The organism is Solirubrobacter deserti (assembly GCF_027587175.1).
GTDB lineage: Bacteria > Actinomycetota > Thermoleophilia > Solirubrobacterales > Solirubrobacteraceae > Solirubrobacter > Solirubrobacter deserti.
In genome coordinates this window covers 1-21,532 of sequence record NZ_JAPCID010000032.1, presented here as the reverse complement: position 1 = coordinate 21,532, position 21,532 = coordinate 1, and the positions used below count along the sequence as shown (strand labels likewise).

Annotated in this window: 21 protein-coding genes; 18 read left to right on the top strand and 3 right to left on the bottom strand. The window is 72.8% G+C overall.

What is annotated here, in order from left to right; translation table 11 throughout:
- Positions 1 to 16: 16 nt before the first annotated feature.
- From OJ962_RS20955 to OJ962_RS20880, 16 genes are all read left to right on the top strand, one after another.
- The gene (locus OJ962_RS20955; RefSeq protein ID WP_202955001.1) at positions 17 to 775 is read left to right on the top strand and encodes a glycosyltransferase family 2 protein; all 759 of its coding nucleotides are present in this window, start codon (positions 17 to 19) and stop codon (positions 773 to 775) included.
- Positions 775 to 1,161: a DUF2304 domain-containing protein gene (locus tag OJ962_RS20950; protein ID WP_202955000.1), complete on the top strand. Its 387-nt coding sequence runs from the start codon at positions 775 to 777 to the stop codon at positions 1,159 to 1,161. The genes OJ962_RS20955 and OJ962_RS20950 overlap by 1 nt, the downstream gene beginning before the upstream one ends.
- Before the next feature lie 23 nt (positions 1,162 to 1,184).
- Complete coding sequence (locus OJ962_RS20945) at positions 1,185 to 2,195, top strand: glycosyltransferase family 2 protein (RefSeq protein ID WP_270006577.1); 1,011 nt, start codon at positions 1,185 to 1,187, stop codon at positions 2,193 to 2,195.
- Positions 2,188 to 3,666, top strand: a complete 1,479-nt coding sequence (locus tag OJ962_RS20940) for a DUF2142 domain-containing protein (protein WP_202954998.1) — start codon at positions 2,188 to 2,190, stop codon at positions 3,664 to 3,666. Before OJ962_RS20945 ends, OJ962_RS20940 begins: the two co-directional genes overlap by 8 nt.
- Positions 3,659 to 4,309, top strand: a complete 651-nt coding sequence (locus OJ962_RS20935; RefSeq protein ID WP_202954997.1) for a hypothetical protein — start codon at positions 3,659 to 3,661, stop codon at positions 4,307 to 4,309. Before OJ962_RS20940 ends, OJ962_RS20935 begins: the two co-directional genes overlap by 8 nt.
- A gap of 1 nt (position 4,310) precedes the next feature.
- Entirely contained in the window at positions 4,311 to 5,255 is a 945-nt protein-coding gene (locus OJ962_RS20930) for a glycosyltransferase (RefSeq protein ID WP_202954996.1), read from the top strand.
- A gap of 52 nt (positions 5,256 to 5,307) precedes the next feature.
- Positions 5,308 to 6,516: a glycosyltransferase gene (locus OJ962_RS20925; protein ID WP_270006576.1), complete on the top strand. Its 1,209-nt coding sequence runs from the start codon at positions 5,308 to 5,310 to the stop codon at positions 6,514 to 6,516.
- On the top strand, positions 6,513 to 7,985 hold the full coding sequence (locus OJ962_RS20920; RefSeq protein WP_202954994.1) for a lipopolysaccharide biosynthesis protein: 1,473 nt from the start codon (positions 6,513 to 6,515) through the stop codon (positions 7,983 to 7,985). Before OJ962_RS20925 ends, OJ962_RS20920 begins: the two co-directional genes overlap by 4 nt.
- Positions 7,982 to 9,799 (top strand): glycosyltransferase, encoded by a 1,818-nt coding sequence (locus OJ962_RS20915; RefSeq protein WP_202954993.1) that lies wholly within the window; start codon positions 7,982 to 7,984, stop codon positions 9,797 to 9,799. Before OJ962_RS20920 ends, OJ962_RS20915 begins: the two co-directional genes overlap by 4 nt.
- A gap of 93 nt (positions 9,800 to 9,892) precedes the next feature.
- Positions 9,893 to 10,711, top strand: a complete 819-nt coding sequence (locus OJ962_RS20910) for a WecB/TagA/CpsF family glycosyltransferase (protein ID WP_202954992.1) — start codon at positions 9,893 to 9,895, stop codon at positions 10,709 to 10,711.
- A gap of 29 nt (positions 10,712 to 10,740) precedes the next feature.
- On the top strand, positions 10,741 to 11,928 hold the full coding sequence (locus OJ962_RS20905) for a hypothetical protein (protein ID WP_270006575.1): 1,188 nt from the start codon (positions 10,741 to 10,743) through the stop codon (positions 11,926 to 11,928).
- A 15-nt stretch (positions 11,929 to 11,943) separates the two neighbouring features.
- Entirely contained in the window at positions 11,944 to 13,185 is a 1,242-nt protein-coding gene (locus OJ962_RS20900; protein ID WP_202954990.1) for a nucleotide sugar dehydrogenase, read from the top strand.
- A gap of 67 nt (positions 13,186 to 13,252) precedes the next feature.
- Entirely contained in the window at positions 13,253 to 14,152 is a 900-nt protein-coding gene (locus OJ962_RS20895) for a DMT family transporter (RefSeq protein ID WP_202954989.1), read from the top strand.
- Complete coding sequence (locus tag OJ962_RS20890) at positions 14,149 to 15,105, top strand: NAD-dependent epimerase/dehydratase family protein (protein WP_202954988.1); 957 nt, start codon at positions 14,149 to 14,151, stop codon at positions 15,103 to 15,105. Before OJ962_RS20895 ends, OJ962_RS20890 begins: the two co-directional genes overlap by 4 nt.
- Before the next feature lies 1 nt (position 15,106).
- On the top strand, positions 15,107 to 16,066 hold the full coding sequence (gene gmd, locus OJ962_RS20885; RefSeq protein WP_202955222.1) for a GDP-mannose 4,6-dehydratase: 960 nt from the start codon (positions 15,107 to 15,109) through the stop codon (positions 16,064 to 16,066).
- Between the two features lie 11 nt (positions 16,067 to 16,077).
- Positions 16,078 to 17,319 carry a nucleotide sugar dehydrogenase gene (locus tag OJ962_RS20880; protein ID WP_270006574.1) on the top strand — a complete coding sequence of 414 codons (1,242 nt, stop codon included), beginning with the start codon at positions 16,078 to 16,080 and terminating at the stop codon, positions 17,317 to 17,319.
- Here the strand turns inward: OJ962_RS20880 and OJ962_RS20875 are convergent.
- The 3 genes from OJ962_RS20875 to OJ962_RS20865 are packed head-to-tail and all read right to left on the bottom strand — an operon-like array spanning position 17,316 to position 19,779.
- Positions 17,316 to 17,726: a calcium-binding protein gene (locus OJ962_RS20875; RefSeq protein WP_202954986.1), complete on the bottom strand. Its 411-nt coding sequence runs from the start codon at positions 17,724 to 17,726 to the stop codon at positions 17,316 to 17,318. The two genes, OJ962_RS20880 and OJ962_RS20875, sit on opposite strands and share 4 nt — an antisense overlap.
- A gap of 51 nt (positions 17,727 to 17,777) precedes the next feature.
- Positions 17,778 to 18,650: a hypothetical protein gene (locus OJ962_RS20870; RefSeq protein ID WP_202954985.1), complete on the bottom strand. Its 873-nt coding sequence runs from the start codon at positions 18,648 to 18,650 to the stop codon at positions 17,778 to 17,780.
- Positions 18,651 to 18,657: 7 nt separating this feature from the next.
- Positions 18,658 to 19,779 carry a glycosyltransferase family 4 protein gene (locus OJ962_RS20865; protein WP_202954984.1) on the bottom strand — a complete coding sequence of 374 codons (1,122 nt, stop codon included), beginning with the start codon at positions 19,777 to 19,779 and terminating at the stop codon, positions 18,658 to 18,660.
- A gap of 54 nt (positions 19,780 to 19,833) precedes the next feature.
- On the opposite strand from OJ962_RS20865, the gene OJ962_RS20860 reads away from it, so the two are divergent.
- Both OJ962_RS20860 and OJ962_RS20855 read left to right on the top strand, forming a co-directional pair.
- On the top strand, positions 19,834 to 20,529 hold the full coding sequence (locus OJ962_RS20860; protein WP_202954983.1) for a phosphate signaling complex PhoU family protein: 696 nt from the start codon (positions 19,834 to 19,836) through the stop codon (positions 20,527 to 20,529).
- 13 nt (positions 20,530 to 20,542) lie between these two features.
- Positions 20,543 to 21,532, top strand: a 990-nt coding sequence (locus OJ962_RS20855; RefSeq protein ID WP_270006573.1) for a glycosyltransferase family 2 protein, incomplete at its 3' end; no start/stop codon positions are given.

Genomic DNA, 21,532 nt, shown 5'->3' with positions numbered 1-21,532 from the left:
GCCGTTCCAACGCTCAATGCCCCGCAACCTGGCCATCGTTCCCGCCTACAACGAGCAGGGCGCCATCGGCGCCACGGTGCTCGACATCCGGGAGCACGCACCTGACTTCGACGTGCTGGTGGTCGACGACGGCTCGACGGACGACACGGCCGCCCTCGCCCGGGCCGCCGGCGCGAGCGTCCTGGTGCTGCCGTTCAACCTCGGCATCGGCGGGGCGGTGCAGGCCGGCTACAAGTACGCGCTGGAGCGCGACTACGACGTCGCCGTGCAGGTGGACGGCGACGGCCAGCACGACGCGCGCAACATCGGCGACCTGCTCGCCTACCTGCACACGCACCCGGAGCTCGGCCTGGTCACGGGCTCGCGCTTCATCGACGGTGAGGAGGAGCTGGGCTACCGGTCGTCGGCCACGCGCCGCCTGGGCATCCGCTTCTTCGCCCGCGTGCTGTCGACCATCGTCGGCCGCCGCGTGACCGACCCCACCTCGGGCTTTCGGATGGTGCGCCGCCGCGGCATCGAGCTGTTCGCCCGCGACTACCCGCACGACTACCCCGAGGTCGAAGCGGTGCTGCTGCTGCACTTCCACAAGCTCAAGGGCGCGGAGGTGCCGGTCCGGATGCGTCCGCGCACGACCGGGGTCTCGTCGATCAACGCCAGCCGCTCGATCTACTACATGGTCAAGGTGCTGCTCGCGATCTTCGTCGGCCTGCTGCGGGCCCGGCCGGTGGTCGAGGCCGGCGATCCGGCGCCGGTCGCCGCCCAGCAGACGCTCTGATGGACAACCGGATCCAGATCGTCGCCATCTTCGCCACCGCGCTGCAGTTCGCGGTGGTGTTCGAGCTCGTCCGGCGGCGGCGGCTGATGGAGCGCTACGCGCTGCTGTGGATGCTGTCGGCCGCGATCATGCTCGGCCTGTCCATCTGGCGCGGCGCGCTCGAGGAACTCGCCCAGCTGATCGGCATCGCGTACGCGCCGTCTGCGCTGTTCGTGATCGCGTTCGGGTTCGTCCTGCTGCTGTTGCTCCACTTCTCGCTGGCGATCTCCCGGCTGGCCGACGAGAACAAGCTGCTGGCCCAGCGCGTCGGGCTGCTGCAGCAACGCGTCGACGAGTTGAACACGGAAGCCGCTCCCGAGCTCGAGCCGGCCGGCCGTCGGTCCTGAGGCGCGTGGCGCACGCGCCCGCAGTGGCGACCGTGATCGTCGCCTACGAGTCGTCGGCCGAGCTGCCGGGCACGCTGGCCGCGTTGCGCGCCCAGCTCGAGCCCGGGGACGAGCTCGTCGTCGTCGACAACGCGTCGTCGGACGCCAGCGGCGCCGTCGCGCGCGCGGCCGGGGCGACCGTGCTCGAGCTCGAGCGCAACGTCGGGTTCGCGGGCGGCTGCCAGGCCGGCGCGGGCGCCACCTCGGCGCCGCTGCTGTTCTTCCTGAACCCGGACTGCGTGCCCGCGCCCGGCGCGCTCGCGGCTCTGCGCGCCGCCGCGGCCGAGCGGCCGGACTGGGGCGCGTGGCAGGCGCTCGTCACGCTCGAGGGCGGCGAGCAGGTCAACACCTCCGGTGGCGTGACGCACTGGCTCGGGATGGGCTGGGCCGGCCAGGTCGGCGCGCCGGTCGCCGCGGCCGGCGAAGCGCTGCGCGACGTCTCGTTCGCGTCCGGGGCGGCGCTCGCCGTGCGTCGTGAGGCCTGGGAGGCGGTCGGCGGGTTCGATCCGGAGTACTTCATGTACAGCGAGGACCTGGATCTCTCGCTGCGGCTCCGGCTGGCGGGCTGGGGCGTCGGCATCGCACCCGCGGCGCGCGTGGAGCACGCGTACGACTTCGACAAGGGCGCCTACAAGTGGTTCCTGCTCGAGCGCAACCGCTGGTGGACGGTGCTCGGCGCGTATCCCACGCGGCTGCTGGTCCCGCTGCTGCCGGCGCTGCTCGGCGCGGAGCTCGCGCTGCTCGTGGTGGCGGCGCGCGGCGGCTGGCTGCGCGAGAAGCTGCGCGCACAGGCCGCTGTGCTGCGGTCGCTGCCGTGGGCGCTGCGGCGGCGGCGCCGCGTGCAGGCGCAGCGCCGCGTGCCGGTGCGCGTGTTCGCCGGCGGCCTGAGCGCCACCCTGGACTCCCCCTTCCTCGGCCCGGTGGCCGAGCTGGCGCCGGTCCGCACGCTGCAGGCCGCGTACTGGGGACTCGTGCGAAGGCTCGTGCGTGTCTGAGTCGATCACGCAGACGGATCCGAGCCCGTCCCGGCGCCGGCGCGTGCCGGGGGCGCTGGCCGCACTGCTCGCCGCGACGGCGATCCTGGGCGTCGCCTGGGCGCTGATCCTGCCCGGGTGGCAGGCGCCCGACGAGAACTCGCACTACGGCTACGTGCAGTCGCTCGTGGACGGTCCCGGGCTGCCCGGCGAGCCGGACCGGCCGCTGTTCGCGACCGAGCAGAGCCGCGCGGCGGACGCTGTCAACGCCGACCAGACCGCCGCTTCGCTGGTCACCCGGCCCGAATGGAGCCGCACCGCCTTCGAGCGCTGGCGCGAGGCCGAGCGCGAGCTGCCGGACGCGCAACGCTCGGACGGCGGCGGCCAGAACGCCGCGCGCTCGAACCCGCCGCTGGCCTACCTGCTCTACGCCGCGCCGTACGCCGCGGCCGGGGGCGGCGGCGTGTTCGACCGGCTGGTGTGGATGCGGATCGTGGGCGTCGTGTGGCTGCTGGTGACCGTGGCCGCCACGTGGGCGCTCGCGGGCGAGGTCTTCGGGCGGCGGCCGCTGTTCCAGCTCGCCGCCGCCGCGCTGCCGGCGCTCGCGCCCATGCCGACGTTCATCAGCGCGTCGGTGACGCCCGACGGCCTGCTGTTCGCGCTCTGGACCGTCGCGCTGTGGCTGGGGGTGCGGATGCTCCGGCGCGGCCTCACCGTCCGCTCCGGCGTCGCGTTCATGGCGGTCGTGGGACTCGCGTGCTGGGTGAAGGCCACCAGCTACGCGCTCGTGCCGGGCGCGCTGCTCGCGTTCGCGATCGCCGCGTGGCGCGTGCCCGGCGGACGGGCGCGGGTCGCGCTGCCCGGGCTCGCGGCGCTCGTCGCCGTGGTCGGCGGCTGGCTGGTGACGGCGCGCATCCTCGCCCGTCCGGCTTCCCAGCAGCTGACCAGCGCGGCGACCGCCTCCGGGCTGGACGTGCGCGAGCTGGGCTCGTACCTGTGGCAGTTCTATCTGCCGAAACTGTGGTTCATGCAGGACTTCTTCCCGTCGGTGCCGATGGGGCTGCCCGTGGTCGACGTGATCCTCAACGGGGCGTGGGCGCGCTTCGGCTGGCTCGAGATCGAGTTCCCCGGCTGGGTCTACTGGGCGCTGACGGTCCTCACGCTCGCGGTGGCGGTCGCGGCGGCGGTCGCCGTCTGGCGAGCCCGGACGACGCTGGACCGCGGCGTGCTGGCGTTCCTCGCGCTGGTCGCGTTGACGCTCGTCGCGGGGCTGCACTGGCAGGAGTACCAGCTCAAGCTCTCGTCCGGCGCGCCGTTCATGCAGGGCCGCTATGTGCTGCCGCTGATCGGGATCGCGGGGCTGGCGTCCGCCGCGGCGCTGCGGCTCGTGTCGGCACGGCTGCGGGGCCTGACGTTGGCGGGGATGGTCGGCGGCCTGTTCGCGCTGCAGGCGTTCTCGCTCGCCCTGACGCTGGAGCGGTTCTATGCGTAGGCCGGCGGCGGTACTCGCGGCGCTGTGCGTGTTGGTGGCCCTCGCGCTGGTGGCGGTCGGCCTGACGCAGCGCTCTTCGCTGGCGTTCACGCTCGGCGTGGCGCCGGCCGTTCCGGCGGCCGAGATCGCCGCGGGGCAGACCGTGTGCCAGACGGCGATCGCGGTGCCGGAGCGGTTCGATCGCGTCGCGGTCTGGCTCAAGCCCTCCGGAGGCGGTGGGCCCGCGCTGGAGGCGCTGGTGCGCGACCGCACCTCCGGCCTGCCGGTGATCGCGCGCGGGACGCTCCCGGCGGGCTACCGCGAGGGCGAGCGCGCGATCCCCGTCGACGCGGTGCCCGCGGGCCGCGACGTCGACGTCTGCCTGCGCAATCGCGGGACCGGCCGCGTGCAGCTGGTCGGCAACGCCGATGCGGCCTCCCGCCCGACGACGGCATACGTCGAGGGCAATCCCACGCTGACCGACATCACGCTGGTGTTCGAGCGCTCGCCCCGGTCGCTGCTCGCCCAGGCCGGCGCGATCGCGGACCGTGCGAGCCTGTTCAAGCTGAGCTGGATCGGCGGCTGGGCACTGTGGGTGGTGGCGGCGCTCGTCCTGCTCGCCGTCCCGGCGCTGCTCGTCCGCGCGCTGCGGGGGGTGCAGTGACGTGGAGCTGAGCGTCGTGCTGGTCAACTACAACGGGGCGGACTGCCTGCCCGCGACGCTGGCCGCGCTGGCCGCGCACACCCGCTCCGAGCACGAGGTGATCGTCGTCGACTCCGCCTCCACGGACGGCTCCTGGGAGGGCTTGGACGGCGTCCGCGTGCTGCGCTTCGAGCAGAACGTCGGCTTCGCCGCGGGCTGCAACCGCGGCGCCGAGGCGGCACGGGCGCCGTACGTCGCGTTCGTGAACTTCGACGCGAGCGTCGAGGACGGCTGGGACGAGCCCCTGCTGGCGCTGCTGCGCGCCGACGCCGGCGTGGCGGTCGCCACCGGCCTGCTCGTCTCGCCCGACGGGGCGACGCTCGAAGCCGTCGGCCTGGAGATCGCGCCCAACACGGCGACCTACGGCCGGATGGAGGGCCTGCCACGCTCGGCCGCCCCCGCCGGCCCGGTCGAGGTCGTCGCCGCGTCCGGCGCGCTGACCGTCGTGCGCCGCGACGAGTTCCTCGCGCTCGGCGGCTTCGACGAGCTGATCTGGATGTACGGCGAGGAAGCCGACTACGCGCTGCGCCTCGAGGGCCGGACCGTCCTGCATCCGGGCAGCGCGATCCGCCATGAGATCGGCCACGCCTCCGGGCCCCGCCAGTCCGAGACGCGCCTGTACTGGCCGGCGCGCAACCGCCTGATCAACGCCGCGCGCCACCTCCCGCCCGCGGCGCTCGCGCTGTCGGTGGCGTCCTCGCTCGCGTTCGACGTCGTGTCGGCGGCGCAGGTGCGCGAGGCCTGGGCCGTGCGCGCGCTCGCGCGCGGCTGGCGCGACGGGCTGCGGTTGATGCCGCGCGTCCGCCGCGAGCGTACGGCGGAGCAGCGCGCGCGGGCGGCGGCGAAGCTCGTCCCGCTGCGCACCGCGGTCCGCGAGCAGCGCCGCCTGGAGCGGCTGCGCGCATGACCTTCAACCCCGCCGCGCCGCGCCGCGGCGTGCCCGCCTGCGAGGTGCGCGCGTGACGCGCGTCGTGGTCATCTCGGCCGAGCCCGTCGGAGAGTCGATGCTCGGGTCCGCGATCCGGGCGTACGAGCTCGCACGCGCGCTCGCGCCGCACGGCGAGGTGCGGCTCGCAGCGCCTGAGGGGGGTGACGGCACGGCCGACCTCGAGTTCGCGCGCCACGACGCGCGGGCGCTGCGGCCGCTGCTCGAGCGCGCGGACTTCGTCATCACGCAACCACCGTGGCCACACGTGATGGCCGAGCTGCGGCGGTCGCCCGCGCGGCTGGTGTTCGACCTCTACGACCCCGAGCCGCTCGAGAACCTCGAGCTGCTCGCGGGGCGGCGGGCGCTGCTGCGGCGCGGCGTGGCGACGCTTACGCTCGACCGGTTCATGGCGGCGCTGCGCGCGGGCGAGCACTTCCTGTGCGCGTCCGAGAGCCAGCGGGCGCTCTACATCGGCATGCTGCTGGGCGAGCGGCTGCTGCCACCGCGGGCCTACGACGCCGACCCCACGCTGCGCTCGCGGCTCTCGGTCGTCCCGTTCGGCGTCTCGGACACGCCGCCGGGCACGCCCAGCCCCGGGCCGCGCGAGCTGCTCGACCTCGACGGCGAGCTCGTGCTCTGGAACGGCGGCCTGTGGCCGTGGCTGGACGCGCCGACGGCGATCCGGGCCGTGACGGCGCTCGACCGCGACGCCACGCTGCTGTTCATGGGCGGAGGCCGCGCGCTGGAGGAGGCGCGCGCCGTGGCCGGCGACCATCCGCGCGTGGTCTTCAACGCGGGCTGGGTGCCCTACGAGCGCCGCGCGGCGTGGCTCAACCAGGCCGACTGCGCGATCTCGACGCACCGCGACCACCTCGAGACCCGGTTCGCGTTCCGGACGCGCCTGCTGGACTGCTTCTGGGCGGGCCTGCCGATCGTCGCCGCCGGCGGCCAGGACCTCGGGGCGCGCGACGAGCAGGCCCACCTCGGCGCGCCGGCGCCGCCCGGCGCCATCGCGGCCACCGCCGCCGCGCTCGAGCGCGTGCTCGACCGCGGCCGCGACGCGTACGGCCCGGCGCTCGCCGCCACCGCCGAGCAGTTCCGCTGGTCGCGCGTCGTCGCGCCGCTCGTGGCCTGGCTGCAGGACCCTCCGCCGCGCCGCGCCCGCTCCCTGCCGCCGCAGCCGCGTGACGTCGCGTTCCGCGCCGCGCTGCGCGTGCTCGGGAGGTGGCCGTCGCTGTGAGCCGCGGCCTGTCGCGCAACGTCGCGGCCAACATGGTCAACGCCGGCGCGACGATCCTGTCGTCGGTGCTGACGGTGCCGATCGTGCTGCACTTCGTCGGGCTCGACGGGTTCGGCGTCTGGACGCTGGCGCAGACGGCGCTCGTGTACGTCGCGACGGCGGAGACCGGGTTCGGGCCGGCGGTGCAGCGGTACGTCTCGGTGGCGCGCGGCGCCGGGACGCTCCACGAGGCCACCCGCGTGGTGTGGTCGGCGGCGGTGTTCTATGTCCTGCTGGGCGCCGTGATCGCGGTCGCGACGGTGCTCGCGGCACCGACCATCGTGGACCTGTTCGACGTGCCGGGCGAGCTGCGCGCGGACGCGATCGCGATGTTCGAGCTCGTCGGCCCGGTGATGCTGCTGACGCTGCTCGTGTCCGGTCTGGCCAACGTCCAGCAGGGCATGGAGCGGTTCATCAGCGGCACCGTCGCCACGGCGGTCTCGGTGCTCGTCTTCCTCTCCGTCGGGGCGGCGCTGCTCGCCGCGGGACGCGGCCTGCGAGGCCTGGCGGAAGCGGCGCTCGCGCAGTTCGCGGTCGCGTTCGTCATGCGCTCCTGGATGGTCCGAGACGTGCTCACCGCCGGCCGTCCTGCTCTGGTCACGCGCGCCCAGGCTCGCGAGCTGATCAGCTTCTCCGCGCGCATGCAGGTCAACGTCATCTCCACGCTCGTGAACTCGCAGACCGACAAACTCGTCGTCGGGCTCATCTCGAACACCGCGACGATGGGCGCCGTCGGCATCGCGTCCCAGCTCGCGGAGGCGATGCGCTTTCTCGTCGGCGCGTCGCTCGGCCCGTTCGTCTCACGCTTCTCGACGCTGCACGGCCAGCGGGCCGAAGAGCAGCTGGCGCGCCTGTACCACCGCATCGCGGGCGTGTGGTTGCGCATGTGCGCGGGCCTGACGTTGATCGCGCTCGTGATCATGGTTCCGCTCGTGGACGCGTGGCTCGGCGATGAGGCCGGCGACACGGCGCTCTACGCACTGCCGCTGACGGCTGCCTACGGCGTGAACCTGATGGCCGGCGTCGCGTTCGCGTACCTGCGCGCGGTCGGCAAGCCGGGCGCGGAAGCGGGCCTCGGCGGGATCGTGATCATCCTCAACGTCGTGCTGACCGTCACCCTCGGCGTGCTCTTCGGCCCGTTCGGCGTCGTCTTCGCCACGCTCGCGGCCTACGTGGCGGGCACGATCTGGTTCTTCGCGCGGATCCCCGGGTTGATCCCGCCCGACCCCGGCACGGAGCGACCGTCGTCGGCCAAGGTCGCCGCGGCGGGCGTCGCCTCCGCCGTGCTCGCCGGTGGCTGGGCGCTGCTCATGGCCGCGCTGCTGCCGACGGGCTACGCGCTGGTCCCGCTGCTCGCCGGAGCGGGCCTCGCCTTCGCCGGCTTCGTGGCGGTCGCGGCCGGCGGCGTGCGCGGGCTGGTGCCGCGATGAGGGTCGAGATCGTCATCCCGAACTGGAACGGCCGCGACCTGCTGGCCGCGGTGCTCCCGACCCTGGCGGACCAGACGTTCGGCGACCAGCTCATCCGCGTGGTCGACAACGGCTCGACCGACGGCAGCGTCGAGTACCTGCAGGCCGAGTGGCCCGGCGTCGAGATCGTCGCCTTCGACACCAACCGCGGCTTCGCGCCGGCGGTCAACGCGGGACTGCGGGCCGGCGAGAGCGAGTACGTCGCGCTCGTCAACAACGACATGGAGCTCGAGCCGCAGTGGCTGGAGCGGCTCGTCGCCGCCCTCGACGCACATCCGGACGCGGGCGCCGCCACCCCCAAGCAGCGCTCGGCGAAGGACCGTTCGCGGCTCGACGGCGCCGGGGACGCGCTGCTCAGGACCGGCGCCCCCACGCGCCGCGGCTTCAACCAGCCCGACACGGGCCAGTACGACACGCCCGAGCGCGTGTTCAGCGCCTGCGGCGGCGCGGGTCTGTTCCGGCGCGCGGCCCTCCAAGACGTCGGCCTGCTCGACGAGAGCTTCTTCGCCTACCTCGAGGACGCCGACTGGGGCTTTCGCGCGCAGCTGCGCGGTTGGACGACGGTCTACGTGCCGGATGCGGTGGCCTACCACCACGGCGGCGCGACGACGGGCCGCGTCCCCGGCCGCGAGCGCTACCTGATCGCCCGCAATCACATCGCGTTCCTGCTCAAGAACTACCCGACGCCGTGGCTGCTGCGCTCGTCGCCGTTGATCGTCGCCGGCCTCGGCCACATGCTGCTGACCGCGGCCCGCGAGGGCCAGGGCCGGATCGTCGCGCGCGGCTGGCGCGCGGCCGTGCGGCGCCTTCCCGCTACGCTGCGCGACCGCCGTGCGATCCAGGCGCGGCGCGCAGTCGCCCTGCCCGCGCTCGAAGCCGCGGTGTTCGGCCGCCCCACCGTGAACGGCACGCTGATGAAGAGACTGATCGAAGGCCTGTGGCTCGAGCGCGCCATCCAGGCGGCCCTGCGCGCGACCGGCCTGGGCGGCGTGCCGCCCGCGCCCGCGACCACGCCGGTCGGCCCGCCCACGCGCTACGACGTGGGCCCCTTCACGCTCGACGCCGCGCTGCGCTACAGCGCCGTGATCGACCTGCTCTCCGACCACTTCCACCCGCAGGTCAAGATCCTCGAGGTCGGCTCCGGCGCCGGCGGCATCACCGAGTTCATGCCGTTCCCGGTCACCGGCCTGGACGCCGCGTTCGACCGCACGGAGGGCAACGCGACCCCGTACCTGACCCGCGTCCAGGGCCGTGCCCAGGCCATGCCGTTCGCGGACGACGAGTTCGACCTCGCGATCTCGGTCGAGGTCTTCGAGCACATCCCGCAGGACGCGCGCGCCGCCGCGCTCGCGGAGATGGTGCGGGTGACCAGGCCGGGCGGGCGCATCATCGTCACGTTCCCGTCGGGCGAGGCCGCGAGACGGTGCGACCTGCGGCTCAACGAGGCCTACGAGGCCCGCTACGGCCAGCCGCACCCGTGGGTCATCGAGCACATCGAGGAAGGCGTGCCCGACACCGAGGCGATGCGCGCCGTGCTCGCCGAGCAGGTCGGCCCCGGCGGCACGGTGACGGTGCACCGGCACGCGAACGAGCGCGCGTGGCTGTTCCAGCAGCTGGTCTACAGCGCACGCGAGAAGTTCCTCCTCACGTTCGCCCTCGGCCTGCACTTCAAGCCCGGCGCGCGGCTCGTCTTCCGCGCGCTGCGTGGTCGCAACGCCGAGCCGGCGTACCGGACGATCCTCGTCGCCGATCTCGCGCCGCGGGACTCCCGCTAGCCTGCTGCCCTCGAGTGACTGCAAGGCCTGATGCGAAAACGATCCGGGGTGACCGATACTTTTCGGCGCGGGTCCCGTTGTGGATCTTGACTGATGCCGATCGCTGACAACATCGCGCTCGCCGTCCCCGAGACGCGCGAAGCTCCTCCCCGCCCACCGACCCAGCCGCTGCTCGGCGTCCCGGTCGCGCTGACGGACTACGAGCGCACGCTCGACTGGATCGACGAGGCGGTCGCGGCTCGTTCGCGGGAATACATCTGCGTCGCCGCCGTGCACACGGTGATGGCCAGCCAGGAAGACCCGCAGCTGCGCCAGGCGGTGCTCGGTGCGAGCTTCACCGTCCCGGACGGCCAGCCGCTGGTGTGGGCGTTGAAGGCGCTCGGCCACGAGCTGGGCGACCGCGTGTACGGACCGACGCTGATGGACGAGGCCTGCGCCCGCGCGGCTCGCACCGGCCTGAAGATGTACCTGTACGGCGGCCGCAACCAGGGCGCGCTGGCCCAGCTCACGCGCACCCTGCGGCTGCGCCACCCGGGCCTGAAGATCGTCGGCGGCTACGCGCCGCCGTTCCGCGCACTCACGCAAGCCGAGGAGGAGCATGTCGCGCGCGACATCAACCGCTCCGGCGCGGACGTCGTGTGGGTGGGCATCGGCGTGCCCAAGCAGGAGAAGTGGATGGCGCGGATGCGCCCGCGGCTGACGGCGCCCGTGCTGGTCGGCGTCGGCGCGGCGTTCGACTTCCACGCCGGCCTGGTGCCGCAGGCCCCGCCGCGCATGCAGCGGCTCGGCCTGGAGTGGCTGTTCCGCCTGATGCAGGAACCGCGGCGCCTGTGGAAGCGCTACGCGCGCTACAACCCGCTCTTCGTGCTCGGCTTCGCGCGTCAGTACGTGCGCCACCGGACGGGGCGCTGAAGCTCCTCGCGCTCACCGCGCTCCTGCTGTTGGCGCTGGCGGTCCCAGCGCGCGCTGACGTCTACGACGACAACCCGGCCACGGCTTCACGCGGGCCGGGCGACGCGTGGATCTTCGCCCGGGGCGCCGACGGCACGATCCTCGAGCGTCACCTGAGCAACGGCGCCTGGACGGACTGGTCCTCGATCGGTGGCCAGCCGAGCTCCGGCCCGGCCGCCGTCGCGGCGGGCGGGAACATCCACGTCTTCGTGCGTGGGGCCGAAGGCGCGTTGTGGGAGAAGGTCTTCTCCGCGGGCGCGTGGTCGAACTGGGTGTCGCTGGGCGGATATCTCACGTCCGCACCCGGCGCGACGGTCCGCCGCGGGGTCGAGTCGATCGACGTCGCCGTGCGCGCCGGCGACAACTCGATCGTGATGCGCTCGCGCAATCCCGGCGGGCCGTGGCAGGACTGGGAGTACCGCGGCGGCCACGCGACGTCCGCTCCCGCCCTGGACTCGTGGTCGCCGGATCAGCTCAACGTCTGGACTCGCGCACCACAGGGCTCGCTCGGCGTGATCACCTGGGACGACGGCGCGTGGACGTCCTGGCAGGACCTCGGCGGCGCGTTCCACGGGGCACCCGCCGCCGTCTCGCGCATGCCCAACGTCCAGAACGTCTACGTGCGAGCGACCGACAGCACGCTCGCGGTGCGCTCGTGGTCGCTGACCGGCCACTGGACCCCGTGGGTGCAGTTCGACCCGCGCCCCGTGACGTCCTCGCCGGCCGCGGCGGCGGACGGCCCGCACCACGAGTGGGTCGTCGCCCGCGGCGGCACCGGCCTGTTGTACCGCGAGTGGCGCGGAAGCTGGTCGGCGTGGACCGACATGGGGCCGGTCGCCGTGCCCGCGCCTCCTCCGCCCCCGCCCGCGAGCCCGCCGGCGCCCTCGGGCGACGTGAACCTGCAGACCGGCCTCGGCTGTACGCCCGTGGGCGGCCAGGTGCGCGTGCGCATCGCCGTCCGTCAGACCAAGCAGCGTGTGGTGCGGATCGTGTTCTTCACCAAGGGCAAGGGCCGCGAGGTGCGCACGGACCGCAAGGCGCCGTTCGACGTGCGCCTGAAGGTCAATCGCCCGGCCGGGAAGTCGGGTCGGATCTACGCGCGCATCTACTACCGCACGAGCGCGAAGGGCAAGCTGCGCCGCAAGACCGTGACCGACCGCTACACGGTCTGCCGCTAGCCTCCAAGGTCGCCTATGCGCTATGACGTCTCCGTCATCGGACTCGGCCGGATCGGCCTCCCGCTCGCCCTGTCCTTCGCCGACAGCGGCCTCTCGGTGCTCGGCGTGGACACCGATCAGAACCGCCTGCAGGCCATCCGCGAGCGGCGCATGCCGTTCAAGGAGCCCGGCACCGACGAGCTGATCGCGCGGGTGCAGCTGGACGCCACGAGCCACGCCGCCGAGGCCGCGCAGGCCCGGGCGATCGTGCTCACGCTCGGCACGCCCGCGATGTCGCACATCGAGATCGACATCCGCGACATCCGCACCGTGCTGGACGACCTGCTGCCGCACCTGGTCGAGGACCAGCTGATCGTGCTGCGCTCGACGGTCGCCCCGGGCACGACCGAGTTCGTCGCGGGCTACCTCGAGAAGCACCGCAGCTTCACCGTCGGCGAGAACCTGTTCGTCGCCCACGTGCCCGAGCGGATCGCGGCCGACAAGTTCATGGAGGAGATCCACTCGCTGCCGTGCATCGTCGGCGGCGTCGGCGAGGCCTCCGGTGAGCGCGCGGGCCAGCTGTTCGAGCCGCTCGGCGCGCCGATCGTGCAGACGTCGCCCGTGCAGGCCGAGCTGGCGAAGATCTGGACCAACATCCTGCGCTACGCGACGTTCGCGCTGCCGAACCTGCTGATGATGGACTGCGAGCGCCATGGCGCGAACGTGTTCGACGTCATCGAGCTGATCAACCGCGACTATCCGCGCGGCGGGATCAAGATGCCCGGGCTCACGGCCGGCACGTGCCTGCGCAAGGACTTCGCCTTCAGCGAGGAGCGCTCGAGCGCGCCGGGCATGCTGCTCGCCGTCTCGCGCGTCCACGAGACCGTGCCGCTGTTCCTCGTCGACGGCGTCAAGCGCCGGCTCGCCGGCACGCTGCGTGAGAAGCGCGTCGCCGTGCTCGGGCTGGCGTTCAAGGCCGACACCGACGACGAGCGCGACAGCCTCTCCCACAAGCTGATCCGCCTGCTCGAGCGCGAGCTGGCCGACGTCTCCGTCCACGACCCGATCGTCGCGACGCCCACGAGCTCGTTCGAGGACGCCGTCACCGGCGCGGACGTCGTGGTGGTCGCGACCAACCACAGCGCGTACTCGACGCCGCAGGCCCTGCGGACGATCGCCGAGCTCGCGCCCGAGGCGTTGATCGTGGACCCGTGGAACGCGCTCGGCACGGCGCAGGTGTTCGCCTACGTCGCCGAAGTCGCCGCGCTGAGGGCATGAGCATCTGCGAAGCGATGCTTGAAGCGACCGCCAACTCGCGCCCTGGCGCGAGTCGCGGTGGTCGCCCATGAGCTCGAAGGGCTGGGCGGCCTTCGCCGCCATGTCGCTGATCTGGGGCGTGCCCTACCTGTTCATCAAGGTCGCCGTCGACGACGGCGTCTCGCCCGTGTTCCTGTCCTTCGTGCGCGTGGCGATGGCCTCCGCCGTGCTGCTGCTGTTGGCGTGGCGCGCGGGTGTGCTGGCCCAGCTGCGCGGACGCTGGACGTGGGTGGCGGCGTACGCGGTGATCGAGATCACGCTGCCGTTCCCGCTGATCGCCGCGGGCGAGCAGTACGTCTCGTCCTCGCTGACGGCGATCCTGATCGCGTCCGTGCCGCTGATCGTTGCGCTGCTGGCCATCCGCTTCGACGCCGCCGAGAAGGCCACGGGCCTGCGCCTCGTCGGGCTGCTGATCGGGTTCACCGGCGTGATCGTGCTCGTCGGCATCGACGTCGCCGGCAACGCCGACGAGCTGCTCGGCACGGCGCTGATCCTGATCGCCTCGTGCGGCTACGCCGCGGCGCCGATGATCCTCAAGCGCAAGCTCGCGGGCGTGGACGCGCGGGCCGCAATGGGCGCCAGCCTGCTGATCGCTTCCGGCCTGCTGCTGGTCCCGGCCATCTTCACCGCGCCGTCCGAGACGCCGACGGGCGACGCGATCGCTTCGCTGATCGTGCTCGGCCTCGTGTGCACGGCGCTCGCGCTGGTCGTCTTCCAGTTCCTGATCCTCGAGGTCGGGCCGGGGCGCGCGCTGGTCATCACGTACTTGAACCCGGTCGTCGCGGTCGCCCTCGGCGTCCTGATCCTCGACGAGAGCCTCGGAGCGGGCGCCGTCGCGGGCCTGCTGCTGATCCTCGCCGGGTCCTGGCTTTCTACTGACGGTCGCATGCCGCCCGGGCTGCGACGCACACGGGCGGTCCCAGCATGAGCAGAGTCCTGGTCACCGGCGGCGCGGGCACGATCGGCGCCGCGGTCGTGCGGCGCCTGGTCCGCGACCCCGACTTCGAGGTCCGTGTCTCCGACCAGCGCGACGCGCCGACGTGGATGCGCGAGGCGTGCGAGGTCCACCGCGGCGATCTGCGCGACGTCGAGGAGGCGCGCAAGGCCATCCGCGGCTGCACGCACGTCATCCACCTGGCGGCGATCGTCGGCGGGATCGCGAACTTCCACAAGCTCCCGTACACGCTCACCGAGGTCAACAACGCGCTCTACAACGGCGTCTTCCGCGCCGCGCTGGACGAGGGCGTGGAGCGCTTCACGTACGTCTCGAGCTCGATGGTGTTCGAGAACGCGACGCAGTACCCGACGCGCGAGGACTACCTGCCCGAGTGCCCGGTGCCGACGTCCGCGTACGGCTTCTCCAAGCTCACGGGCGAGATCTACTGCCTCGCCGCGCACGCCGAGCACGGGCTCCCGTACACCATCTGCCGCCCGTTCAACGCCTACGGGCCGGGCGAGATGCCCGAGAACGAGCCCGGGATCGCGCACGCCGTCCCGGACCTGATCCGCAAGTCGCTGCAGCGCCTGCACCCGCTGCCGATCTTCGGCACGGGCGAGCACACGCGCACGCTGACGCACGTCGACGACATCGCCGACGGCATCGTCACCGCGACGGGTCACCCGGACGGGCTCAACGAGGACTTCAACATCTCGGCGTCCGAGGAGATGACCGTCGCCGAGATCGCGAAGCTGTGCTGGCGGCTGTCGGGCAACGACCCGGAGGCGCTCGAGTTCGAGCACCTCCCGAGCTTCGAGGTCGACGTCGTGCGGCGCTGGCCGTCCGTCGAGAAGGCCGAGCGCGTGCTGGGCTGGAAGGCGAAGATCGGGGTCGAGGAGGGCATCGCGCAGACCGTCGAGTGGCTGCGGGCCCAGGAGGCCTGAGCTGCCCAGCGCGCTGATCACCGGCATCACCGGCCAGGACGGCTCCTACCTGGCCGAGCTGCTGCTCGAGAAGGGCTACGACGTCCACGGCATGGTGCGGCGCGCTTCGACCGAGAAGTTCGACCGGCTCGAGCACCTGCGCGACCGCATCACGTTCCATCAGGCCGACCTGCTCGACCAGCGCTCGCTGGTGGACGCGCTGCGCGCCGCCAAGCCGGACGAGGTCTACAACCTCGCCGCGATGTCGTTCGTGGCCGTCTCCTGGATCCAGCCCACGCTGACGGCCGAGTTCACGGGCGTGGGCGTGACGCGGATGCTGGAGGCGGTGCGCGAGACGTGCCCCGAGGCGCGCTTCTACCAGGCGTCGAGCTCGGAGATGTTCGGGAAGGTGCTCGAGACGCCGCAGACCGAGCGCACGCCGTTCTACCCGCGCTCGCCGTACGGGGTGGCGAAGGTCTACGGGCACCACATCACGGTCAACTACCGCGAGTCCTACGACCTGTTCGCGACGTCCGGGATCCTGTTCAACCACGAGTCGCCGCGCCGCGGGCTGGAGTTCGTGACGCGCAAGATCACCTGGCACGCCGCGGCGATCAAGCACGGCCGGCGGGACAAGCTGCAGCTCGGCAACCTCGACGCGCGCCGCGACTGGGGCTACGCGAAGGACTACGTCGAGGCGATGTGGCTGATGCTCCAGCACGACCGGCCGGACGACTTCGTGATCGCGACGGGCGAGATGCACACCGTGCGTGACTGCGTGCAGGTCGCCTTCGACGAGGTCGGGCTGGAGTGGGAGCGCTACGTCGAGATCGACGACTCCCTCAAGCGCCCGGCCGAAGTCGATCTGCTCGTCGGCGACGCCGGCAAGGCCAAGCAGCTGCTGGGCTGGGAGCCGACGACGAACTTCGAGCAGCTGATCCGCCTGATGGCCCGCGCGGATCTCGACCTGCTCGCCAAGTAGGCTGAGTGGGCGTGAAGATCGGAATCGTCGGACTCGGTTACGTCGGTCTGCCGCTGGCGGTCGCCTTCGCGGAGGCGGGCTGCGACGTCATCGGCGTGGACATCTCACCCGAGCGCGTGGCCGCCATGCGTGAGGGCCGCTCGCACGTCGAGGACATCCCGGACGCGCGGCTGCAGCTCGTGTCGGATCTGTGCACGTTCACGACCCGCTACGTCGAGCTGCACGAGGCGGACGCGATCCTGGTGTGCGTCCCGACGCCGCTCACGCGCAACCGCGAGCCGGACCTCGGGCCGCTGCTGAGCTCGGCGCGGGCGCTGGCGGGCGTGATCCGGCGCGGCCAGACGGTGATCCTGGAGTCCACGACGTTCCCGGGCACCACGCGCGAGCACATGGTGCCGCTGCTCGAGGAGTCCGGACTGCAGGCGGGCGCGGACTTCGCGCTCGCGTTCTCGCCCGAGCGCGTGGACCCGGGCCGCACCGACTACACGCTGCGCACGACGCCGAAGGTCGTCGGCGGGCTCACGCCGGCGTGCACGGAGGCGGCGGTCGCGATCTACGAGAAGGTCTGCGATCAGGTCGTGCGCGTCTCCACGCCCGAGGTCGCGGAGCTCTCCAAGCTGCTCGAGAACATCTTCCGCTCGGTGAACATCGCGCTCGTGAACGAGATGGCGATGCTCGCCGACCGCATGGGGATCGACATCTGGGAGGTCGTCGAAGCGGCCTCCACCAAGCCGTACGGCTTCATGCCGTTCCAGCCCGGGCCCGGCATGGGCGGGCACTGCCTGCCCGTCGATCCGTTCTACCTCACCTGGAAGGCGCGTGAGTACGACCTCTCGACGGAGTTCATCGAGCTCGCGGGCAAGGTCAACCAGCAGATGCCCTACTTCTGCCTGGAGAAGGCCGAGCGGGCGTTGAACGACGTCGGCAAGCCGGTGCGCGGGTCGCGGATTGTCGTGCTCGGTGTGGCCTACAAGGCGGGCGTGGGCGACATCCGCGAGTCGCCCGCGCTGAAGATCATCCGGCTGCTGCGCGAGCGCGGCGCCGACCTCGCCTATCACGACCCGCACGTGCCCGAGCTGCCCGACTTCGGGCTGCGCAACTCGGAGCTGTCGGTCGTCGACGGGGCGGATCTGGCGCTGATCGTCACCGCGCACCCGTCGGTGGACCACGCGGACGTCGCCGCACGGGCGCAGCTGACGATGGACCTGCGCGGCGTGACGCGCTCACTGGGCGCGAACGCGTTGCAGCTCTAGCGGCGGACGACCGTCTCGCAGTTCTTCACGCGATCCGTCCGGTCGACGACGGCGCGATCCCGGCCCGTGCCACAGTCGATCGTGTCGCGGGTCCGGTCGCGGGCGTGGACGAGGTCGTTCCCGCGGCCGGCGTCGATGGCGTCGCGACCGGCGCCGCCGTCGATCTCGTCCTGCCCGGTGCCGGCGAAGATCCGGTCGTCGCCGCCGTCGCCGAGCAGCTGGTCGGGGCCCTTGGTGCCGATCAGCTCGTCGGCGCGGTCGGTGCCCGCGATCTCCGTCCAGCCGCCCGTCTTCAGGCACAGCGTGGTGTCGCGGTCGGCCGGGCGGCAGTCGACCTTGTCCGCGAGCGCCGGGGTCGTGGCCGTGAGCGCCACGACGGCGGGCAGCGCCAGATAGCGCAACTTCATGTGTTCCTCCTTGACGACGTCTGACGCGGCGCGTTCCTTCGCGCCGTACCGCTAGCCCTGCTTGTACGCGTTATACGACGGCTTCTTCTCGCCGTCGCTGTCCATCAGACCAGTGAACGGCGCGCCGAGCTCATCCCGCAGCTTGCGGTAGGAGAGCGCGGCGACGTCGCTGTCGGACTTGACGAGGCGGAACGCGGTCTTGATCCAGTTCGCCTGCGCGGCCATCGTGAGCCGGAACGAGCCGCCCTCCGACGTGGGCAGCGACACCGGTCCGAGCCACAGCTTGTGGTCGCCGGCCTTGCGCTTGAGCGCGTTCAGCGTCGACTTCGTCGGCGCCTTGCGGGCCGTCGGGTCCGTGCCGAAGTAGTCCATCCGGGCTTGTTTGCCGTTGCTGAGCTCCAGGCGCGTGTTGCCGTTGCCGCCGATGACCTTGTTGGACTTCGACGCGGCCTTCAGCGCGGCGTACGCGTCGTCGAGCATGCGCGGGTAGTCCTTGGCCGGCGAGACCTTGCCGTCGCCGATCGCCCACGTGCGCACGGCCTTGTAGCGCTTGGCCGCCGCGGTCACGAAGTCCTTGAAGTCGCTCGCGCTGGCCCAGTCAGGCCGGCCCGTGATCGACAGCGCAACCTTGATGCCGTTGTTGGAGCCCTCAGAGATCGCGGTGTCGATCTCGTCCGACCACTCGTAGCTCGCGTCCTCCGGGTCCTTGGCGTCCAATGGCTCCAGCACGCCGACCTTGTCCCACTCGAGCAGCATCTGGTAGGTGCCGACCCCGAGGTCCTTGTAGACCGGGAACTGCGACTCCCCGTCGATCTCGATCGGGCCCCAGATCGCCTTCTTCTGGCTCTTGGCCGCCTGCGCGGAGGCAGGAGCGAGCAGGACGGTGAGGCACAGCAGCAGGAAGGGCAGCGCGCGGCGGATCATGCGCATTTCAATACCTCGCGGGGGTGGAAGTTGCGCCATAGACGCTGCGGAGTTGTTCGGCGACGAACGCGGGGGCGCTGCGGGCCTTCGCGCCCGCGAGCGCGCGCTCGCCCGCGGCCTGGTCCTGCCACAGGGCTTGCAGGCGGTCGGCGAGGGCGGCGACATCACCCGCCGGGTACAGCCCTTCCTCGGGGACGGCTTCCTTGAGCCCGCCCGAAGCGGCCGCGACGGTCGGCACGGCGGCGGCCATCGATTCCAGCGCCGCCAGCGGGAGGATCTCGGCGTAGCGGCTCGGCACCACGGCGACCGCCGCGCGACGGCGCAGCACCTGCAACTCCGCGGGTGGGACGTGGCCCAGGAACGTCGCGCCGCCCCGGGCCTCGAGCTCGTGTCGTTGCGGGCCGTCGCCGGCGATCACGAGGGGAAGGTTGACGCGCCGGCACGCGTGGATGACGTCCTCGAACCCTTTTTCCGGTGTGAGACGCCCCGCCGCGAGCACGAACTCGCCGTGCTGGGCCGTCGAGTGGTCCACGAACTCGCGCTGGACGGAGCCCAGCACGCGCGCCTTGCCCCGCAGCGGCGCGCCGAGTTCCTGGAGGCGTTGCAGCGCGAACGTGCTCGGTACGAGGATCTCGTCGGCGGCGCCGGTCAGGCGCTTCTGGTGCAGCGCGAGGCCGGCCGCATAGGCCGCGGACTCGGCGCGCGACCCGCCCCGGCAGTTGAGCCTGACGCCGGGGAGCGTGTTGCGCCCGTGGCAGCGCGTGCAGTCCTCGCCGCGCGTGAAGCACGTCGCCTGCGCGCACACCAGCCGGTAGTTGTGCAGGTGCAGCACGACCCGGGCGCCAGCCTGCCTGGCCGCGGCCAGCGCGCGCCAGCCGAAAGTGGGATTGACGTTGTGCGCGTGCACGACCCGCGCGTTCGTGCGCTTGACTGCGTCCGCCACCTCCTGCGGGTTCAGGCCGCCTCTGAGCAGGCCGAGCGCCGCGTCGCGCGCGCCGACGCGGGACGAGTCGCGCTCGAGCACCTCCGCGTCCTCGTGCAGGTGCTCGCGGATCAGCCACTGCAGGTCCGCGACCGCCCGCTCCTCCCCGCCGACGTGGCGGTACCGGTGGTGCAGGAGCAAGATCACGCGCGGCAAGGCTAGCCCGATTCGAACGGGGCCCGCGCGGGGTAGGTCGACTGGATGAGCCTCCCTACCGTGCGTGAGCCCTACCGGCGGGTGGCGCGGTCGCCACTGGAAGCCGGGCTGGCCGAGGCCGAGGCGCGCGTGCTCGAGGAACTGGCCGCCGAGGGCGAGTGGGTCAAGCGCGCCGTCGCCGCCGCCACGGCGTGCGACACCGCCGCGGCCGAGCAGCTGAGTGCAGAGCACGAGCAGCTCGAGCGCTGCCACACCGCGGTGCACGACCGCCTGCTGTCCGTGCTGGCACTGCAGGCGCCGGTGGCCGGCGATCTGCGGCTCGCGATCGCGCTGCTGCACGTCAACGAGCGGCTCGAGCGCATCGGCGCGCAGTGCGCGAACATCGGCACGATGTGCACGGCGCTGCCCCCGGGCGTGCGGCCCTCGGAGACGCAGCTGCAGTGCTTCGGCAAGATGGCGGAGCTGGCCCAGGAGCAGCTCAGCGACGCGCGCACGGTGTTCGCCGAGCGCGACATCGACGGCGCCCGTCGGATGCTCGAGCATGACCGGCAGATCAACGAGGCCAACCGGCGCTGCTTCGCGATCGCCGTCCACGCCAACTGCGCCGACGAGCGGACCCGCGAGGTCGCTTTCATGGTCGCGATGATGGCCCGCGCGCTCGAGCGCATCGGCGACAACGCCGTCGACATCGCCCGCCAGGCGGCGTTCGTCGCGACGGGCCGGTTCGCTCCGGCCGCCTAATCTCTCGGCGCGAATGGCGCCGCCCGCATCGATCGTCTTCCCCACCCGCAACCGCCGCGACTATCTCGCCGTGGCGCTGCGCTCCGTGGCTCCGCAGGCGGCCGCGCACGAGGCCGAGATCGTGGTGGTCGAGGACGACGCCGAGGACGCCCCCACCCGCGCCCTCGTCGAACAGCACGGCGGCCGCTACGTGGCGCTCGGGGCACCGCGCGGCATCAACGTCGCCCGCAACGCCTGCGTCACTCACTCCACGGGCGAGCTGATCTGCTTCCTGGACGACGACGTCGAGGTCTGGCCCGGCTGGCTCTCCGCGCTGCTGGCCGCCACCGGGCACGAGGCGCTCGGCGGGCCGATCCGCCCGCGCATCGAGGGGACGAACCTGCACGCGTGCGGGCGCGAGCCGCTGCCCGTGACCGCCCTCGACCTCGGTCCCGAGGACCGCGAGGCCGAGTTCGTGTGGGGCGCGAACCTCGCGCTGCGCCGGAGCGCGCTCGAGCGCATCGGGCCGTTCGATGAGCGGCTGGGCGGCGCGGGGGACGAGGAGGACTGGCAGCGGCGCCTGCGCGCGGCGGGCGGAAGCGTCGGCTACGTGGCGGCGGCCGGCGTCGACCACCGCCGCGCCGGGCGGGACGCGACGCTGCGGGCGCTGTCGCGCGCCAACTTCTACCGCGGCCGTGCGGCGCGCCGGTACGACGTGTTCAAGCGCGCGGAGCCGTCGCTCGCGGCCGAGCTGCGCACGCTCGGGGGCTGCGTGTTCCACATCGTGCGGCGGCGCTGCGGGGTGGGCGTGACGCTCACCGCGCTCACGCTCGGACGGCTCGTGGAGGCGCTGGACCCGGGGCCCGCGCCGCCGAGCGCGACGGATCCCGACTACCTGTCCGGCCGTTCCGGCACGCTCGGCCGGCGCACCGCGCTCGTCGGCGCGCTCAAGGACGCGGCGGCCGCGCTGCGCGCCCGGCCCGCGCCGTGGCTCGCCGCGCGCCGGCTGCCGCGGCGGCGGGTG

Coding starts and splice junctions, on each gene's coding strand:
- OJ962_RS20875 (WP_202954986.1), bottom strand. CDS start 17,726: ATGAAGTTGCGCTATCTGGCGCTGCCCGCCGTCGTGGCGCTCACGGCC.
- OJ962_RS20870 (WP_202954985.1), bottom strand. CDS start 18,650: ATGATCCGCCGCGCGCTGCCCTTCCTGCTGCTGTGCCTCACCGTCCTG.
- OJ962_RS20895 (WP_202954989.1), top strand. CDS start 13,253: ATGAGCTCGAAGGGCTGGGCGGCCTTCGCCGCCATGTCGCTGATCTGG.
- OJ962_RS20915 (WP_202954993.1), top strand. CDS start 7,982: ATGAGGGTCGAGATCGTCATCCCGAACTGGAACGGCCGCGACCTGCTG.
- OJ962_RS20950 (WP_202955000.1), top strand. CDS start 775: ATGGACAACCGGATCCAGATCGTCGCCATCTTCGCCACCGCGCTGCAG.
- OJ962_RS20910 (WP_202954992.1), top strand. CDS start 9,893: ATGCCGATCGCTGACAACATCGCGCTCGCCGTCCCCGAGACGCGCGAA.
- OJ962_RS20860 (WP_202954983.1), top strand. CDS start 19,834: ATGAGCCTCCCTACCGTGCGTGAGCCCTACCGGCGGGTGGCGCGGTCG.
- OJ962_RS20935 (WP_202954997.1), top strand. CDS start 3,659: ATGCGTAGGCCGGCGGCGGTACTCGCGGCGCTGTGCGTGTTGGTGGCC.
- OJ962_RS20955 (WP_202955001.1), top strand. CDS start 17: ATGCCCCGCAACCTGGCCATCGTTCCCGCCTACAACGAGCAGGGCGCC.
- OJ962_RS20900 (WP_202954990.1), top strand. CDS start 11,944: ATGCGCTATGACGTCTCCGTCATCGGACTCGGCCGGATCGGCCTCCCG.
- OJ962_RS20890 (WP_202954988.1), top strand. CDS start 14,149: ATGAGCAGAGTCCTGGTCACCGGCGGCGCGGGCACGATCGGCGCCGCG.